A 16,008-nucleotide genomic window follows, 5' to 3' on the forward strand; every position below is an offset into this window, starting at 1 on the left:
ACCATCGGGGCGGCGGGTGCCGGTGTCAATCGGCCGGGTGGAAAAGCGAAACTTTCCGCTGTTACGGGGGCGGGCCGCCGGCGGGTACGGTTTCCTCGTGACCGGGGAAGCGCCCATCAGGGGCGGCAGCACCATGCGGGAGGTGGCCCAGCACGCCGGGGTCTCGGTCGCGACGGTCTCCCGCGTGCTGAACGGCGGCGAGCGGGTGGCTCCCGTGACCCGGGAGCGGGTGCTGCGGTCGGTGGCCGAACTGGACTACGTGCCCAACGAGAACGCCCGCGCGCTGTCCGTCGGCGGGGCCCGCACCATGGCCTTCGTGGTCGAGGAGATGGTCGGCCCGTCCTTCGCCCAACTCGCCTGCGGGGTGGAGGAGGTGGCCAGCCGCTTCGGCCGGCTGTGCATGGTGTGCACCACGCACGGCGACCCCGCGCGCGAGGAGGCGGTGATCGACCTCATGCGCGCACAGCGCGCCGCCGCGGTCATCCTGGTCGGCGGTGCCGTCGCGGACGACGCGCGGCGGGAGCGGATCGCGCGCTTCGCCCGCGTACTGCGCCCGGCCGGGACCCGTCTGGTGCTGTGCGGCCACCCGGGCCCGGCGGACGGTGAGTTGGTGCGTGCGGTCTCCTACGACAACCACGGTGGCGCCGTCGCCGCGACCGGGCATCTGCTGGCGGCGGGGCACCGGCGCATCCTCTACCTGGGCGACCAGCCGGTGAACACCGCGCGGGAACGGGTGGCCGGCCACCGCGCGGCGCTGCGGGCCCATGGCGTCGCACCGGACGAGCGGTTGATCGTCCCGGCGGCCTTCTCCGACAGCGGCGGATACCGGGCCACCCGCCGCGCGCTCGCCGGAGGCCCGGCATTCACCGCCGTCTGCGCCGTCACCGACACGGTCGCCATCGGCGCGCTGCGGGCCCTGCGCGAGGCGGGCCTTCGGGTGCCGCGCGATGTGTCGCTCGTCGGCTTCGACGACATCCCGCTGGTCGCCGACCTGACCCCGGCCCTCACCACCGTCCATGTGCCGTACGAGGAGGTGGGCAGGGCCGCGGCGCTGGCCGGCCTGGACGCCCCACGGGAGCGTTGGTCGCGGCGGATCGCGACCGAGCTGACCGTCCGTGGTTCGGTGACCGCGCCCTCCCGGACCGGCTCCGGGGATCGCTAACCCCCGCCGGATTCCGCGTCGCGCAGCGCCGTCAGTGTCTCGGTGAGCGGGCCGGGTGGCACGAAGTGGCCGAAGGTGTCGTTGGCGAAGAACGACACGCCGTCCACCAGCGCCGCGTGTTGAGCCAGCACCTCGCGCTGGAAGAGGTAGGTGCGCCGGTCGTCCAGGTGGGTGCGGTACCAGTACCAGGGATCGACGAAGTCCAGCCCCAGCAGCGTGCGCGGGCCCCTCCCGGCATGGCGCAGGGCCGCCTTGGAGCGCAGGTTGGGCACCACCTGGGTGCGCTCGACGAGTACGGCGAAGGTGGACACGAGGATGGCGTCCAGTTGCTGGTAGCAGTCCTCGCTCATGCCCCAGGAGTCCCGCTCGACCGCGGCCGGCCAGTAGGTGTCCATCCAGTACACCAGGTGTTCGCCGAGTTCCGCCCGCAGCCGGTCGAAGAACCGGGCGATGCCCGCCCGCCGTTCGGCGGTGTTCTCGGGCGCGTTGTCGGGGTGCCAGAAGCCGACCAGGCCGAACTGGTTGCCCAGCAGTACGCCGTCCAGGGCGAAGTCCCGGACATAGGCGGCGCTCTGGGCGGCGACGAAGTCACCGGCCGGCAGTCCGGCGGGGAATCCGTGGGGGTACGCGGCGTACGTGGCGGTGTCGGCGGCCAGCGGCAGCGTGACGTCGATGACGCCCGGCACCTGGTGGCCCCCGGCGTCGGCGGTGGCCGCCGCCACCTCGGGGTGGCGCCGGGTCTTCCACTGCGAGCGGCAGAATTCGGGGCCGGGTTCCAGGTATTCCAGCAGGGTGACGGTCAGCCCGCGCGCCGTCGCCTCGGCGCGGATCGCGGCGTAGCAGGCGGTCAGCCGGCGGTAGTCCAGGTGCTGCTCGGACAGGACCATCATCGGCCCGGCCGAGTAGGGGTTGAAGGAGCGCTCACCGCCCTCACGGACCCGGTTCAGCCAGTCCAGGTTGTGGGCGCGGGTGAGCGCGTCCGGTCCTGCACCACCGGCGGTGCCGGCCGCGTAGCAGTTGTAGCGCGCCCAGTCGAAGCGTTCGTCGAGCCGGTCGGGGCCCGCGTAGTTGAGGATGTGGTCGCCGTTGCCCGCGCAGGAGACGACGGTCACCGGTCGGCCGTGGGCGAACCAGTCGCGGTAGTGGTCGAAGAAGGCTGCGACGCCTGCCCGGGGGGCGGCGAGGTCGTCGAGGATCTTCGGGGTGATCCACAGGACCGCCTCCGCCGGACGGGTCCGGCCCTTCGGGGTAGTGGTCATGGTGATTCCAGGGGAGAGCGGGTGGGTGTTCACAGCTGGTCGAGCAGGAGGACCTGCCAGGGGACGAAGGGGGTGTCGAGCAGCAGCACGCCGTGCTCGTCGGCCCTCAGCACGGCGCGGTCGGTAGCGTGGCCTGCGTCGCGCAGCAGCCGGGTCTCCTCGCGGGTGGGGGCGGCGGGATCGCCCATGGCGTGCCAGGCGGCGATGGCGTTTCCGTGCTCGCGGTCGAGCCGCTCCACGGAGAACCGGGTGCCGGGGGCCAGCCCCGTGATCTCGATGCGCAGCGGCTCCTGGGCGCCCCGTTCCAGGGTCGCCTCGGCGGTGCTCCGGTCGCCGAAGGACGCGGGGATGGTCTCGGTGACCTCGGCCGGGTAGTGGCAGGCCAGGGCAGTGACCCGGCCGGTGGCCCGGTGCCGGGTGACCACGGCTCCGGGCACGCGGGCGAGCGTTTCGTCGCCCAGCCGGTTCAGGAAGCGATAGGCGTGGAACACCGGCTTGGGGATGCCCTGATAGGTGATCATGCCGAAGCCCCCGTGGAAGGGCGTGTCGCCCCCGCCCTGCTCCTCGAAGACATCGGTGAAGGTCCAGTGGGCGAGCGAATCGACGAGGCCGGTGGCGGCCAGGACCGTACGGACCACGTACGTCGCCGCCTGGAGGTGGTCGTGGGTGTGATCGCGTGGGGAGGGGCTCGAATTCCACTCGGTGAGGTGGATCTCGGCGTCCGGGTACGGGCTCTCGTCCACGATCCGCCGCAGCAGGGCCAGATCGGACGGGGTGGCGTCCACGCCCCGGGTGTGCTGGCCCATCCGGCCGTGCGCGTCCAGGGCCCAGTCCGTGGGGTAGGGGTGGGTGGAGACGAAGTCCACCGGCAGTGCGTGTTCGTGACAGTAGGTCAGGAATGTCTCCAGCCAGACCGGGCGCCACTCCAGGGCGTCCACGTCGGTGCTCTCGCTGACCACGGAGTGCTGCGCGAGGTCCTCGCGCTCCCCGGCGAAGCGCGCGTCGGGAACGAAGTTGCTGGTGGCCGGGCCGCCGACCCGCAGCAGGTCGTCGACCTCCTTCACGGCGAGCGCGGTGACCCGGTACAGCTCGAAGTACTCCGAGCGCGTCCCCCGGAAGAACGGGCCGAGGTTCGGCTCGTTCCAGACCTCGAAGTACCAGGTGCGCACCTCGTCGAGCCCGTACCGGGCCACCCAGTGGGTGACGGTCCGGCGGATCAGGCCGGCCCACTCGTCGAGATCGGTGGGCGGAGCGCCGTTGGCGCCCCACCAGAAGGTCGTGGCGCGCTCCCGCGCGAGGTCGGCGGGTGCGAAGCCCAGCTCCACGAAGGGGCGCACCCCCTGGTCGAGCAGCCGGTCGAACAGGTCGTCCACGTACTGGAAGTTCAGGATCGGCGTGCCGTCCGCACCCCTGCGGTACACGAACATGTCGTCGTGGAACAGGCCGTGGAAGCGTACGGAGCGGAATCCGCACGCCCCGCGCACCAGCCGCAGGTGCTCCTGCCAGCCGGCCCGCAGGCCCTCCTGCGCGCGGCCGGCGCCGACGCACTCGCTCCAGAAGTGCCGCAGCGGCGTTCCGGGGCCGCCGCTGTCCGCGGTGAGCTGAAGGGGCACGGTTCCATTCCTCCGAGGGGTCGTATCTGCGCTGGTCACGGATAGAAAACGTACGTCTATACGCGGGGCCCTGACTACCGCCCTCGGGGTACCGAAAATTTCGCCGGCGCGGCGGTGCCGGGGTGCCGGGACGAAAGTTTCGAGTCGGAGCGGTGCGGCTTCCTCGGCGCCGCCCGGCGACCTAACGTCCCCGGGCAGGACGCGAGCCGGTCCATCCGCCCGTCCTTCCACCACCCCCCACCACTGTTCTCAGGGAAAGAGGCTCCATGAGCACACCCGAGCACACCCCGACGCCCGGACGGCGCGGCTTCCTGCTGGGCACCGCCGCCCTCGCCGGCGGCACCCTGGTCCCTGTCTGGCAGACCCTCTCGGGCGCCGCTCCCGCCGCCACCGCGGCGGCGCCGGCCGCCGGCCCGCTGGACACCGTCACCTTCGGCAACTCCGCCTCGGAGTCGGCCCACTCCGTGACCGCGACGCTCTCCTCGACCCTCACCGGCCTGCGGAGCCAGCCCGCCAGGCGGCTGAACCCGCCCACGGTCGCCGGCTTCTGGGGCGGCACCCTGTCGATGAACATGAGCGTCGACGGCGGCTCCACCGCGTTCACCTATGTGACGGTCAAGTTCGACGGTTCCGAATACCGTGCCGCCCCGCTGGGCCGGCTCCAGCTCTTCTGCGAGGGGCAGCAGGTCGGCCACTACCACCTCGGCGCGGTGGACCCGCTCGACATCCCCGCCGACACCGCCGGCCGGCTGAACGGCCGTTTCATCTACCACACCCTGCCGCTGCCCCGCTCCCTCACCCAGGGACGCGCCGCCGTCAGGCTGGAGATCCGGGCCATGGGCCGGATCTGGGGCTACGGCACCACCGCCGACCAGTACTACAGAAACATGGAGGGCCCCTCGCGGGCGATCTACCGTGTCTACACGCACAACGCCCCCTATCTCACCCTGCCGTCCGACGACGTACAGGGCCCGTCGTCCCGGGTGAGCGACGCCCCGGTCCGCACTTCCCCGGGCAGCGAAGTGCTGGACAGCGTCAAGAGCACCGCCAACAGCCGGCTGACCACCTGGATGTCCGCCACCGACCCCGATCCGACCCGGCTGATGGGCCTGGCCACGGCCTGGCGCTCCACCTGGAGCAGCGCCTACCACAACGCGAACGCCATCACCGCCCTGGTACGCGGCCTGGACGCCCTGGTGGCCGCCTACGACGCGGACAACTCCGTGATCAACGGCGGCTGGGGCCAGCAGTGGCTCGGCCTCGGCCGGGCCGGGCGCGCCATCAGCCTGGTGACGGCGGAGCTCAACCCGTACCTCGGCGCCGCCCTGGGCAGTTCCACGCGCGGGCAGCGCTACGCGGACATCATGCTGGCCAGCCGCGAGTACTGGCGCCGCAACCGGCCGCAGTACGCCAACCAGGGCATGCGCTGCGACCTGGGCCTGTACTGGGCCGACCGGGCGCTGCGCTCGCTCGGCTCGTCCGGCGCCTGGTCCCAGGAGGCGGCGCTGCGGTATCTGCGGGAGGCCCTGGGCATGGCCCCCTGGCTCGGCCCGGACGACGCCGCCGGCAACCCCACCCGGCCGTACGGGGACGCGTTCCACCAGACCACGCCGGCCGGTCTGACCCGCGAACTGGGTTACGTCGGTGGCTACGGCGAGATCCTGTACCTGGTCTCCGAGATGGCCGTCGCCAGCAACGAAACCGAGATACGCAACCGGCTGACCGAGCTGATGAAAGCGCGCGCCGTGTTCCGCTACCCGGTCCTGGACGCGGACGGCAACCGCTCCCTGGCCCAGGAGACGGTCATCGGCTGGCGCGACAGCGAGTACCCCGGCAAGGTCACCTACGCCGACGAGACCGGCACCGAGTCCAGCGCGGTGGTCGCCGCCTCCCGCACCGGCGACAGCACCATCACCGGCTACGCCCAGCAGATGATCGCCGAGGGGCAGTTCTTCTCCGGTGTGCGGTCATTGCTCTCCGACAGCAGCTCACTGGTCACCCTGAACCTGATCCAACTGCCCGACGCGTACACCACCATCACCGGCCGGGCCGCCTCTTCGGCGGTGCTGCCGATGACCGACGGCCGGCCGGACTTCGTCTTCTCCGACCCGGACAACGGCGTGATCGCCGTCAAGCACGGCGATGAGCGGCTGTATGTCTCGCTGTACTGGCGGGCCCGATACGCGGTCAACAGCTTTGCCCGCGTCCACCTGATCACCCCCCAGCTGGAGCGCTCGGGCACCATCCGGCACAACGTGCGTTTCGTCGACTCCGGGGTCCGCTACACCGTGCCCAACCGGATCAACCAGGAGTTCGGCAACGGCGGCATCGCCCCGCCCGGCGGCGCCCTCACCCAGGCGTTCGCCGGCGAGGTGCTGTCCTGCGCCAGGGTGCCGTCCGGCCTCTCCCAGCCGTCCGCCGGCACGGAGAACATCTTCGTCGGCCGCGGGGACTTCTACCACTGCGAGTACGGCCCGTACATCATCGCGGTCAACACCACATCCGGGACCACCCACACCTTCAACGGCCCGGCCGGCTACACCTCCGCGACCGACCTCGTCACGGGCAGCACCGTGTCTCTCACCTCGACGATCAGCGTGGGCCCCCGCCGGACGATGGTCCTGCGCCTGCCCTGACCCCGGGCAGCGGGTGGCGGGTGGCGGGCAGCCTTCAGGGAGACCACACGCCACCGGTGTCCTCGCCCAGGCCCCGGGCGGCCCCGGGTGATCGGCCGCGGGACCACCACCCATGCCGGCGCCGGTGATTTCGCCCGGTTACGGGGTCGCCGCCCGGGGGAGCGAGGGAAGACGAGATGAACTCTCGGTGGAATGTCCGCTCGATCGAGTCGGCGCCCCCTCGCGCAAGGCACCCTTCTCCCATGGCCGCATCGACGCGGAGAGAGCTGCCCGAGGCGAGAATCCCGGTGCCACTGGACCTTTCCTGCGCACACCTTTGACCTTTCGGATCATCCCTTCTCCGTGGACGCGTCACCGGCGGTGTCCTCACGCGGAGGGTGAACCTCGTGGATGCCGGTAGCGGTTGGCACCCGTAAGCAAGAGAATGTAACGGAAAGATCATGTCCTGGTTCGAATCACTCATACTCGGTCTTGTTCAGGGTTTGACCGAATTTCTCCCGATCTCATCGAGTGCGCATCTGCGGCTCACGGCGGTCGCCGCCGGCTGGGAGGACCCCGGGGCGGCGTTCACCGCGGTGTGTCAGATCGGCACGGAGATCGCCGTCCTGCTGTACTTCCGCAAGGACATCGTCCGCATTCTCTCCGCCTGGTTCCGGTCGCTGACCGACAAGGCGATGCGCGGTGACCCCGACGCCCGCATCGGCTGGCTGGTGATCCTGGGCTCCCTTCCGATCGGCGTCCTCGGGCTCACCCTGAAGGATTCCATCGACGGGCCGTTCCGGGACCTGCGGCTGATCGCCTGCACGCTGATCGGGCTGGGCATTCTGCTCGGCGTGGCCGACCGGATGGCGGCCCGTGGCGGGAGCGGCGGCCGGCACCGGGCCGGCGGGCGACGGAAGGGCATCGAGCAGCTCACCGTCCGTGACGGCCTGCTCTTCGGTTTCGCCCAGTCCCTGGCACTGGTGCCGGGTGTCTCCCGATCGGGCGCGACCATCACGGGCGGTCTCTTTCTCGGCTACAGCCGGGAAGCCGCGGCACGCTACTCCTTCCTGCTGGCCATCCCCGCGGTCATGGCGTCCGGAGCGTACGAGCTGAAGTCGATCGGCGAGGGGGACACCCACGTGTCCTGGGGGCCGACCATCGTCGCCACGCTCGTCTCGTTCCTGGTCGGCTACGCGATCATCGCGTGGTTCATGCGCTGGATCACCACCCGGAGCTTCCTGCCCTTCGTGTGGTACCGGATCGCGGTCGGAGTGATCCTCCTGGTGCTGATCGGCATGGGAGTGCTGGAACCCACCGCGGGCGGGGAGATCGGCCAGGACGCCGCCGGCTGACGGAAACCGCGGCCGGCCACCGTACGAGGCGACCGGGCACCGGCGACCCGGCCCGCACGGCCCGGTCAGCGGACCCTGATGCGGCGCCCCGTCATCCGCTCCGGCTCGATCCGCACCCACATCTCACGCTCCCCGCCGGCCCAGGGCGCGGAGTGGGCCGCCTCGGCCAGCCGCCGCACCTCCTCCTCGGGCGCGCCGACCTGAAGGGCACGACCGACCAGGAGGACGCTCCACCCCTGGCTCATCGCCTCGTCGATCCGGTCCACCTCGAAGGCGACCTCCTGCCCCACCGCCTGGCCGGGGGTGCTGCGGTGCGCGGTGCGGTAGACCACCGAGCCGTCCACGGTGGTGTAGTTCACCGGCACCACCGCCGGACCGTGCTCGGTGTACAGCGCCACCCGGCCGACCCCGTGCCCGGCCAGCCGCTCGCGGCACTCCTCCTCGCTCAGCTCCACCAGTTCCGGATGATGGGCCGCCTGCCCCAGCCCGGGTGGCAGCTCCGCCTCCCCGCCCAGCAGGGCCGCCACGGAGGTCCGCAGCGCCGCGGCCAGCCGCAGCAGCGAAGCCGTTCCCGGAACGACGTCGGCCCCCTCCTCGACGTGCCGCAGATACTCCTCGGCGAACCCGGCCCGCTCGGCCACCTCCGCCCGGCTGAGGCCGAGTTCCGTACGGCGCATGGCCGCCCGCCGTCCCAGGTCTCCGCTGCCGTGGCCCGCAGTCGCCGTCATCTCCGCCTCTTTCCGCAGCCGGTCTTCTTCTCGCTCACGGGCGGCCCGGAGGCCGCACGACACACCGGGCCCGGATCACGAACGCGTACAGCGCGATCAGCACCAGGGACCACAGGGGGTAGTAGGGAACGGACAGGAAACCCGCCGGCATCAGCAGGCCGGCGATCACCACACCGGCGACCCGCGCCCACGGGTTCGGGGGTGTTCTCCATGCTCCCAAGGTCCCTCCGATGTCCCGGCCGCGACCATCACACATGGGCCGTCCGGGTGACGCCACGCCGGGGGAGCGGGGTCAGGCTCCGGAGAGGATCAGCACGATGAAGAGCACGCAGACGCCGATGTTGATCAGCCAGCTGTGGGTGTTCATCCAGTCCCGTACGGCCGGCATGGCCGTTTCGGCCCGCCGGTGGAAGAGCGAGCGCAGCAGCAGCGGAAGCGCGGCGATCAGCACCGTCAGGACGATGAACGGCAGAGCGGCGGTGAAGCCGGCGTGGCGCTGTGCCAGGTGGACGCCCACCGTCAGCATGATGATCAGGTCGGACGGCATCAGCAGGATGACCAGCAGGCCCACCGTGAACGCCCGTGAGGTGCCGGCCGACATCAGGGAGCCGAGCCACTTGGGCGGCTCCGCCGTCGCCCGGCCCCGCCAGTTCTTCAGCGCCAGCAGGGCCAGCAGCCCGACCAGCACGTACTTGATGATGTTGCCGGCCGAGCCCTTGTCGGACTCGCTGCCCAGCGTGACGGCGTTGCCCAGCAGATGGGCCACCAGCAGCATCAGCAGCACACCGGCCGCCACCGCGAGCGCCACGCCGCCCACGAAGGACAACGAGACCCTGGTCGCGCGGGGCACGGTGACGAAGATGATCGCCGAGATGATCTGAGGGCCCGCCATCATCGTGATGGCCAGCGGGAGGATCGGAATGTCCATGGCACCTGCGGAGGTCGTCGGTTCTCGTCCGCCCGGGGCTTCGCCGGGGACAGACCTGACAGCGGCGGGTAACCCGATCCCGCGCCGTCAATCTCCGCCATCCGGGGGACCGGACCCGTCGGCCGCCTCTCAGGGAAGGCTTCGCGGGAACGCGGCTCGCGCCCGCACCGGGCGGACCCGGACGCGGGCGTCCAGGACGAGCGCACCCTCGGCGCCCACGATCACCGGGTTGAGATCGACGTCGGTGATCTGCGGCAGATCGGTCGCCAGGGCCGACAGCCGCAGCAGCAGATCCTCCAGCGCGGCGAGGTCCGCGTGCGCCGACCGTGTGAACTCACCCAGCAGCGGGGCGATGCGCGGTTCGGTGAGCAGGTCGTGCACATCGCTGTCGGTGAGCGGGGCGAGCCGGGCGGCCCGGTCGTCCGCCGCCCCGCTCGCGGTGCCGCCCCGGCCGAACAGCACCAGGGGGCCGAAGACCGGGTCCTGGATCACCCCGGCGAACAGTTCCAGCGCGCGGGGCGCCATCGGCCGCACGAGGACGCCGTCCATCCGGTCACCGAATCGGGCGGACAGCTCCCGGTGGGCGGCACGCACCTGGTCCCCGGGAACCAGATCGAGACGGACCGCGCCCCGCTCGCTCTTGTCGTGCCGCAGCCCTGGACCGTACGCCCTGAGCGCCACCCGCCCGGCACCGCCCGCCAGCCGCCGCGCCGCGTCCGCCGCCGTGTCCTCGTCGGTGGCCCGGAACCAGGGGATCTGCGGGATGCCGTAACCACCGAGCAGGCGGGCACAGTGGGGCGGGTCGAGCCAGCCGCCCTCCTGATGCGCCGTGAGATAGCTGTCGACGGTTCCGGCCGTGCCCTGGGGATCGGTGTCGGTCAGTTCCGGGACGACACCGGCGGGCCGGGTCCGCCAGCGATGGTGGGCCACCGCGTGGGCGAGCGCCCGGGCCGCGGGGATCGGGTCGGCATAGCCGGGAACGGGCCGGCCGTGCGGCGTGGGGCGCAGGGTGACGTGCTCGGGCTGGTCCAGGAGAACAGCGATCACCGGCCGCGGTGGCGTGCCCCGGTCGGCGGTGGTGACGGCGCGCGGCAGGTCCTCGCCGGTGAAGCGCCCGATCGCCGTGGGGACGAGAGCGACCAGCACGGCGTCCACGCTGTCGTGGCCGGCCAGCGTCGCCAGCGCCCGGCTCAGGGCTTCCTCGCCGACCGCCGGGGTCACATCGACGGGGTTGGTCAGAACGGCGTCGGCGGGCAGGACGGGACGCAGCGCCTCGACCAGGTCCTGCGGGAACTCGGCGACGGTCAGCCCCGCCTCCGCACATGCGTCGGCGGCCAGCACTCCCGCCCCGGCGGCGTTGGACACCACAGCCACCGAGGGGCCCTCGGGGGCCGGCTGGCCGTGCAGCAGGGCGGCGGTCTCCAGCAGTTCGGCGATGCTGCGGGTGGCGATGACCCCGGCCTGGGCGAACAGGGCCCGCCTGGCGACGGTGGGAGTGGCCGCCGCCGCGGTGTGCGAAGCGGCGGCCCGCCGCCCCGCGGCGGAGCGCCCGGCGTCCACGGTCAGCACCGGGATGCGGCGGGCGACCCGGCGGGCGGTACGGGAGAACGCCCGCGGGTTGCCGAACGACTCCAGGTGGAGCAGCGCCAGTTCGGTGCGGTCGTCCTCCTCCCACCACTGGAGCAGGTCGTTGCTGCTCACGTCGTACTTGTCGCCGAGGGAGGCGAAGGTGGACACCCCGATGCCCAGCCGTGACAGGCCGTCGAGGAGAGCGATGCCGACGCCCCCGGACTGCACGGCGACCCCGGCGGTTCCCGGCAGCGCGGGGTGCGCGGCGAAGGAGGCGTGCAGCCGGACGTCGTCCTCGGTGTTGGCGATGCCGAGGCAGTTGGGCCCCACCAGCCGCATGCCGTGGGTGCGGCAGGCGGCCAGCAGGGCACCGCCCTGTGCCGCGTCGAGACCCGAGGTGATGACCACCAGCGCCCGTACCCCGGCCCGGCCGCACGCGTCGGCGGCCTCGGGGACCGCCGCCGGGGGAACGGCGAGCACCGCCAGGTCGGGAACGCTCGGCAACTCGGCGACCGTGGGCGCGGCGGGGACGTGTTCGAGGAAGTGGGCGTGTGGATTGACGGCGTAGACCAGTCCCGCGAAGCGGTCGCCGATCACATTGCGCAGCACGGCGCGGCCGACCGAGGAGGGCTTGCTGCCCGCGCCGATGACCGCCACGCACGAGGGACGGAACAGCGGCACGATGCTGGCGACCCCGGCGGCCCGCGCCCGTTCGTCCAGGGCGCCCAGGTACCGCTCGTCACGGACGTCGAGGCGCACCGTGCACCGCACCTGATTGCCGTCGAAGTGGCGGGAGACCGGCAGCCCGAGGTCGGCGAACACCCGCAGTACCGGCTGGTTGTCGGCGAGCGCCTCGGCCGTCAGCCGGGTGATGCCGTCCTGCCGTGCCGCGTGCACCAGGTGCTCGATCATCAGGGTTCCGACACCGCGGTGGTGCCACCCCTCGGCCACCGCGAGCCCGATCTCGGCGGTGGCGTCGTCCACGTCGAGCCGTTCGTAGTCGGCGACCCCGACGATGGCGTCCCCGCAACCGGCCACGACGCCGTGATAGCCGCGCCGTCGCGGCGCGCTCATGCGGTCGGCGGCCCGCTCACCGGACCGCCGGCCGGCGGCGAAGAAGCGCCGCCGCAGATTCTCGGCGGACATGGCCGCGAACATGCCGGCGATCGGCTCGCGGTCCCCGGGGCGGGGCGGACGCAGCCACACCGTGGTCCCGTCGGACAGGAGCGCGTGCGTCATGTCGAAGACGCCGGTGTGTGGCATCCGGGATCACCGCCTGAAGGGGGGAGAACCAGCATCCACCGCGCGGCGGGGCGCCGCCGGTGAGCCGAGCCGTACGGGGGCGGCGACCGCTCCAACGGCATACACGGCCCCCGGCGCCCGATGGCCCGGTCGCCTGGCGGGTGCCGCCCCCCGGTGGTGAGCTGAAACCCGGAAGTGGAGTCCGGGAGCCCGGAAGGGCGCGGAGGGCGGTGGCGGCGATGGCGCATCCCATCGTGGCGGGAATCGACGGATCGCACTCCAGTCTGCTGGCGGCGGACTGGGCGGTGGACGCCGCGGACCGCCACGGCCGTGAGCTGCGGATGGTGTACGCCTCGTTCTGGGAGCAGTACGAGGTGATGTCTCCCTCGGTGGGGCTGAGCCGGCCCGAGGGCGGCACGATGGCCCGCAATGTGCTGGCCGCGGCGCGGCGGCGTGCCGCCCAGCGCCGGCCCCGGGTGACGGTGAGCGTGGAGGTCCTGACCCGACCGCCCGTGCCCGCCCTGCTGGACGAGGCGCGCTCCGCCTCGATGGTGGTGGTCGGATCACGCGGTCGCGGACAACTGGCCGGGCTGCTGCTGGGCACGGTCGGTCTGGGTGTGGTGGCCCGGGCCGGCTGCCCGGTCGTCGTGGTGCGGGGCACCGCACCGGCCAGGGACGGATACTTCCGGCGGGTCCTGGCGGGGGTGAAGAACGAGCAGAACCCGGCCGCCGTCGCGTTCGCCTTCCAGGAGGCGGCAGCCCGCCGGTGCGAACTGAGCGCGGTGCACGCCTGGCTTTCTCCGGCGGAGGGAGGCACCGGCCAGGAGGACGAGCGGACGGCCGCCGCCCTGCTGAGCCGGTCACTGGCCGCCGGCAAGGAACAGCATCCCGGCGTCCGGGTGGCGCAGCGCGCGGTGCGCGGCGTGGCCAGGACCGAGTTGCTCACCGTGGCGGAGACCTCGGATCTGCTGGTCCTCGGTGCCCACGAACGGCGCACACCCGTCGGACTCCATCTGGGGCTGATCTCCCACACCCTGCTCCAGCACGCGGCGTGCCCGGTCGCGGTCGTCCCGCGCGGCTGACCGCGCTCGGCGGCCGGCTCAGGGACGGTCGCCGCCGCCCGCCGGCCGGCCCGCCTCCACCGCGGCGATGTTCTCCTTGACCCGCAGGAAGCTGTCCGGGGTGACGGAGAGGGAATCGATGCCCGCGGTCACCAGGAGTCGGGCGAAATCGGGGTCGTCGCTGGGACGTTGACCGCACAGGCCGACCTCGCGGTGCCCGCCGTGGGCGGCGGCGATCAGCGCCTCGATGCTCTGGGTGACGGCGGGGTCGCGCTCGTCGAACAGCTCGGCCAGCCGCGCGGAGTCGCGGTCGACACCCAGGGTCAGCTGAGTGAGGTCGTTGCTGCCGATCGAGAACCCGTCGAAGCGGTCGGCGAACTGCCGGGCGAGGATGATGTTGGAGGGGACCTCGGCCATCACGTACGTCTCCAGGCCGTTGCGGCCACGGATCAGCCCGTGCTCGGCCATGGCCGCCAGAACGCGATCGGCCTCGGTCGTCGTGCGGCAGAACGGGATCATGACGACGGTGTTGGTGAGGCCCATGTCGTCCCTGACCCGGCGGACGGCCCGGCATTCGAGGCCGAAGCCCTCGCGGTAGCCCTCGTGGTAGTAGCGGCTCGCCCCGCGCCAGCCCAGCATGGGGTTGCCCTCGCTGGGTTCGAACGGCAGGCCGCCGATGAGCCTGGCGTACTCGTTGGTCTTGAAGTCGCTCATCCGCACGATGACCGGACGCGGCCACCAGGCGGCGGCGATACGGGCGATGCCCTGGGCCAGCCGGTCCACGAAGAAGGCGGACTTGTCCGGGTATCCGGCGGTCAGTTCGGCGATCTCGTGCTGGGTGGTCGGATCGGTGAGATCGTCGTACCGGACGAGGGCCATCGGATGGACGCCGATGTGCTGGGCGACGATGAACTCCATCCGCGCCAGCCCCACCCCGTCGGCGGGCAGGCGCCACCAGCGGAACGCCGCGCCGGGGTTGGCGATGTTGAGCATCACCCGGGTCCTGGTCTCGGGAACCCGGGTCAGGTCGAGGTCCCGCTCCTCGTACTCCAGGACCCCGTCGTAGACGTGACCCTTGTCCCCCTCGGCGCACGAGACGGTGACCGGGCGGCCCTCGTTCAGCACGACGGTCGCGTTTCCCGCGCCCACGACCGCGGGCACCCCCAGCTCCCGGCTGACGATCGCGGCGTGCGAGGTCCGCCCGCCGTGGTCGGTGACGACGGCGGAGGCCCGCTGCATCACCGGCTCCCAGTCCGGGTCCGTGACGCTCGCGACCAGCACCGCGCCGTCCTCGAACCGGTCCGCCTCGGCCGCGCGGGTCAGCTTGATCACGGGCCCGGCGGCGATGGCGTCACCGATGGCGAGGCCGCTCACCAGGCGTTCTCCCGGTTCGGTGAGCCGGTACGAGCGGAGGCTGGCGGCCTGCCTGCGGGACTGTACGGTCTCCGGGCGGGCCTGGACGATGTGCAGCGCGCCGGTGTCCCCGTCCTTGGCCCACTCGATGTCCATGGGCCGGCCGTAGTGCTCCTCGATCACCGTCGCCCAGCGGGCCAGGAGCAGGAGTTCCTGGTCATCGAGTACCAGCGTGCGGCGTTCCGCACCGGAGGTCTCGACGGTGCGGGTGGGTGCCTCGGGGGAATCGCCGTAGACGATCTTGGTCTGCTTTCCGCCGGCCCGCCGGACGATCACCGGGGTGAGGTCGGTCTTGTGCAGAAAGGGCTTGAAGACCTCGTACTCGTCCGGGTCCACGGCACCCGAGACAACGGACTCACCCAGGCCGAACGCGGCGTTGACCAGCACGACGCGCGGGAAACCGCTGTCGGTGTCCAGCGTGAACATCACCCCGGCACCGGCGCGGTCCGAGCGCACCATCTGCTGCACGCCCACCGACAGCGCCACCTTCAGATGCTCGAAGTGGTGGTGCTCCCGGTAGCTGATCGCCCGGTCGGTGAACAGGGAGGCGTAGCAGCGGCGGCACGCGTCCACCACCGCGTCCTCGCCGGTGACGCCGAGGAAGGTCTCGTGCTGGCCAGCGAAACTCGCCTCGGGAAGGTCCTCGGATGTGGCACTGCTGCGCACCGCCACATCCGGGTTCTCCCGTCCCAGCCGCACGCACAGTGTCCGGTAGGCGTTCCTGATCGCGCCGTCGAGCGTGACCGGCAGCGGGGTCGCGAGGATCATCTCCCGGACGGCCCGTCCCACCTCGCCCCGGTCGGCGCCTTCGTTCAGCGTTTCGAGCCGCTCGCCGATCCGGTCGCCGAGGCCGTCCACGGCCAGGAACGCGCGGTAGGCGTCCGCCGTGGTGGCGAAGCCGTCGGGAACCCGGATGCCGTGCGGGGCCAGATTCCCGATGAGTTCCCCGAGGGAAGCGTTCTTCCCGCCGACCACGGGGATGTCGTCCGCCGACAGCTCCTCGAACCAGCGGATCCGGTCCGTGGAGTCCGCGACCCCCTGGACATCGGTCATGGCAGCTCAC

Annotated in this window: 10 protein-coding genes and 1 pseudogene; 4 read left to right on the forward strand and 7 right to left on the reverse strand. The window is 72.2% G+C overall.

Annotation, left to right across the window (positions count from 1 at the left end):
- The first annotated feature begins 97 nt into the window (after nucleotides 1-97).
- Complete coding sequence (locus tag AC5WRL_RS13925) at nucleotides 98-1,162, forward strand: LacI family DNA-binding transcriptional regulator (protein ID WP_496088789.1); 1,065 nt, start codon at nucleotides 98-100, stop codon at nucleotides 1,160-1,162.
- On the opposite strand, the gene AC5WRL_RS13930 is transcribed toward AC5WRL_RS13925, so the two are convergent.
- Nucleotides 1,159-2,421: a hypothetical protein gene (locus AC5WRL_RS13930; protein ID WP_496088790.1), complete on the reverse strand. Its 1,263-nt coding sequence runs from the start codon at nucleotides 2,419-2,421 to the stop codon at nucleotides 1,159-1,161. The genes AC5WRL_RS13925 and AC5WRL_RS13930 overlap by 4 nt on opposite strands.
- Before the next feature lie 29 nt (nucleotides 2,422-2,450).
- Nucleotides 2,451-4,034 (reverse strand): GH39 family glycosyl hydrolase, encoded by a 1,584-nt coding sequence (locus tag AC5WRL_RS13935; RefSeq protein ID WP_496088791.1) that lies wholly within the window; start codon nucleotides 4,032-4,034, stop codon nucleotides 2,451-2,453.
- 266 nt (nucleotides 4,035-4,300) lie between these two features.
- Here AC5WRL_RS13935 and AC5WRL_RS13940 point away from each other — a divergent pair, with 266 nt between their 5' ends.
- Both AC5WRL_RS13940 and AC5WRL_RS13945 read left to right on the forward strand, forming a co-directional pair.
- Nucleotides 4,301-6,670 (forward strand): hypothetical protein, encoded by a 2,370-nt coding sequence (locus AC5WRL_RS13940; protein WP_496088792.1) that lies wholly within the window; start codon nucleotides 4,301-4,303, stop codon nucleotides 6,668-6,670.
- Between the two features lie 440 nt (nucleotides 6,671-7,110).
- Nucleotides 7,111-8,004, forward strand: a complete 894-nt coding sequence (locus AC5WRL_RS13945; RefSeq protein ID WP_496088793.1) for an undecaprenyl-diphosphate phosphatase — start codon at nucleotides 7,111-7,113, stop codon at nucleotides 8,002-8,004.
- Nucleotides 8,005-8,069: 65 nt separating this feature from the next.
- Here the strand turns inward: AC5WRL_RS13945 and AC5WRL_RS13950 are convergent, their stop codons facing one another.
- The 4 genes and pseudogenes from AC5WRL_RS13950 to AC5WRL_RS13965 form a co-directional block, all read right to left on the reverse strand.
- Nucleotides 8,070-8,732, reverse strand: a complete 663-nt coding sequence (locus tag AC5WRL_RS13950) for a pyridoxamine 5'-phosphate oxidase family protein (protein ID WP_496088794.1) — start codon at nucleotides 8,730-8,732, stop codon at nucleotides 8,070-8,072.
- Between the two features lie 34 nt (nucleotides 8,733-8,766).
- Nucleotides 8,767-8,922 (reverse strand): annotated as a pseudogene (locus AC5WRL_RS13955) (DUF7144 family membrane protein); the annotation flags it as partial.
- Between the two features lie 102 nt (nucleotides 8,923-9,024).
- Nucleotides 9,025-9,660, reverse strand: coding sequence for a GAP family protein (locus AC5WRL_RS13960; RefSeq protein ID WP_496088795.1), 636 nt, complete (start codon nucleotides 9,658-9,660; stop codon nucleotides 9,025-9,027).
- A gap of 129 nt (nucleotides 9,661-9,789) precedes the next feature.
- Complete coding sequence (locus tag AC5WRL_RS13965; RefSeq protein ID WP_496088796.1) at nucleotides 9,790-12,492, reverse strand: bifunctional acetate--CoA ligase family protein/GNAT family N-acetyltransferase; 2,703 nt, start codon at nucleotides 12,490-12,492, stop codon at nucleotides 9,790-9,792.
- A gap of 218 nt (nucleotides 12,493-12,710) precedes the next feature.
- Between AC5WRL_RS13965 and AC5WRL_RS13970 the strand changes: the two genes are divergently transcribed.
- A complete protein-coding gene (locus tag AC5WRL_RS13970; protein ID WP_496088797.1) occupies nucleotides 12,711-13,553 on the forward strand; it encodes a universal stress protein in 843 nt (280 codons plus the stop codon).
- 18 nt (nucleotides 13,554-13,571) lie between these two features.
- Here AC5WRL_RS13970 and ppsA read toward each other — a convergent pair whose 3' ends face one another.
- Nucleotides 13,572-15,998, reverse strand: coding sequence for a phosphoenolpyruvate synthase (gene ppsA / locus AC5WRL_RS13975; RefSeq protein ID WP_496088798.1), 2,427 nt, complete (start codon nucleotides 15,996-15,998; stop codon nucleotides 13,572-13,574).
- Nucleotides 15,999-16,008 lie beyond the last annotated feature (10 nt).

It is taken from the genome of Streptomyces sp. NTD107, from assembly GCF_059510435.1.

Coding starts and splice junctions, on each gene's coding strand:
- AC5WRL_RS13930 (WP_496088790.1), bottom strand. CDS start 2,421: ATGACCACTACCCCGAAGGGCCGGACCCGTCCGGCGGAGGCGGTCCTG.
- AC5WRL_RS13940 (WP_496088792.1), top strand. CDS start 4,301: ATGAGCACACCCGAGCACACCCCGACGCCCGGACGGCGCGGCTTCCTG.
- AC5WRL_RS13945 (WP_496088793.1), top strand. CDS start 7,111: ATGTCCTGGTTCGAATCACTCATACTCGGTCTTGTTCAGGGTTTGACC.
- AC5WRL_RS13950 (WP_496088794.1), bottom strand. CDS start 8,732: ATGACGGCGACTGCGGGCCACGGCAGCGGAGACCTGGGACGGCGGGCG.
- AC5WRL_RS13960 (WP_496088795.1), bottom strand. CDS start 9,660: ATGGACATTCCGATCCTCCCGCTGGCCATCACGATGATGGCGGGCCCT.
- AC5WRL_RS13965 (WP_496088796.1), bottom strand. CDS start 12,492: ATGCCACACACCGGCGTCTTCGACATGACGCACGCGCTCCTGTCCGAC.
- AC5WRL_RS13970 (WP_496088797.1), top strand. CDS start 12,711: ATGGCGCATCCCATCGTGGCGGGAATCGACGGATCGCACTCCAGTCTG.
- ppsA (WP_496088798.1), bottom strand. CDS start 15,998: ATGACCGATGTCCAGGGGGTCGCGGACTCCACGGACCGGATCCGCTGG.